The sequence below is a fragment of the Streptomyces bobili genome, assembly GCF_002154575.1.
GTDB classification, from domain to species: domain Bacteria; phylum Actinomycetota; class Actinomycetes; order Streptomycetales; family Streptomycetaceae; genus Streptomyces; species Streptomyces bobili.
Genome location: NZ_MUBA01000829.1, coordinates 1 through 1,351, shown reverse-complemented (window position 1 = coordinate 1,351; position 1,351 = coordinate 1). Strand labels below are relative to the sequence as shown.

The window sequence follows — 1,351 nt, the reverse complement described above, 5'->3', positions numbered from 1 at the left end:
GTACGGGGCTTGGCGGTCCCCGTGGAGGGCGTCCCCGGTGCGGGGCGGGACGTCGGCCGGGACGCGCCCGCCCTGCCCGGTGCGGACGCGGCCCCCGACGTTGACGGGGGCCGCCGGGGACCCGGCGGCGACGAGAGAGGCCGGGTCGGCCGCGGACGCGAGGAGGACGCCTGCCGGGGTGACTGCCCGGCCCCTGCGGACGCCTTGCCGGGCGGTGACGGACGGGCGCGGGCCGGTGACACCCCCGGCGCGGGCTGCCGCGCACGGGCCGACGGCGTCCCCGACGCGGGGGTCGCCGGGGACGGCGCGCCGGACGGGGGCCGCGCCGGCCCCGACAGCCCCGTTCCGCGCCGGAGCGGCTCCTCGCGGGGGTTCTCCGAGGCCACGGGACCGGACCGCGTACCCGCCCGCCGGTCGGGGGCTCGCGCGTCGACTCCCCCACCGGGGGAACCGGTCGAACCGGCGGAGCCGACCGTGAGGACCGCCGTGTCGGGGGGTTCCTCGGCGTGACCCCACCAGACGGCGCCCGTCACCAGCGTGACGGCCAGGGCTGCCGTCCTCGTCAGGCGGTAGGCGCGCGTCCGGTACCAGGGCCTGCGGATCCGCCTACGCGGCGCCATGCGAGCGGCGGCGCAGCCGGAACCAGGCCACTCCGCCGACCGCGGCCGCTCCCACCGCCGCGGCACCGGCGACGGGCGTGAACGCGGCGTCGCGGGCCAGACCGCCGCCGCCCGCCGGCGGACCGCCGTTGGGGCCGCCGGGGACGTTCGGCCGGTTCGGGCAGTCGACCTTGAAGACCTTGTGCTTGCCGGCGCCGTTGCCGTCGACGACGACCCACGTCAGCTTGTAGTGCCCGGAGGGCAGCATCAGGTTCTCGGTGACGCCGGCGCCGTTGGCGAGGGTGACCGAGCCGGAGAGGGTGGCGGTGGTGCCGGCCTGTGCGGACTGCGGCGCGATGGTCCAGTTGATGCCCTGGGCGACGTCGAAGTTGAAGGCGTCGAGGTAGAACTTGCAGACCTTGGGCTGGTTGGCGCGGGCGGGAACGGCGGTGCCCGCCATGTGCACCTTGACGTCTCCGTTGTCCCCTGGTGCGGCGACGGCGGACGGCGCTCCGAGGAGAACGGCTCCACCGGCGGCGAGGGCCGTCAGCGTGGCGACCCTGCGTGGACGGGACGAGGTCGGCATCAGAGAACCTCCGAGTCAGATGATTTTCATACAAATTGGCTTGCACCTGACTGAATGTCACATCGCGACCCGTCGTTCACGGAAGCACCGCGTGCCGCGCCTCAGATATCGCCCTTACGGCCCAACGGCGACCCGGTACGCCGGACTCCGCCCCCACTCCCGGTCC

Annotated in this window: 1 protein-coding gene and 1 pseudogene; one reads left to right on the top strand and one right to left on the bottom strand. The window is 75.6% G+C overall.

Features of this window, described 5'->3' with window-relative positions:
- Positions 1-510: pseudogene (locus BZL64_RS40725) on the top strand (hypothetical protein); the annotation flags it as partial.
- Between the two features lie 96 nt (positions 511-606).
- Here BZL64_RS40725 and BZL64_RS37990 read toward each other — a convergent pair.
- Complete coding sequence (locus BZL64_RS37990) at positions 607-1,185, bottom strand: hypothetical protein (protein ID WP_086773487.1); 579 nt, start codon at positions 1,183-1,185, stop codon at positions 607-609.
- Between the last annotated feature and the right edge of the window lie 166 nt (positions 1,186-1,351).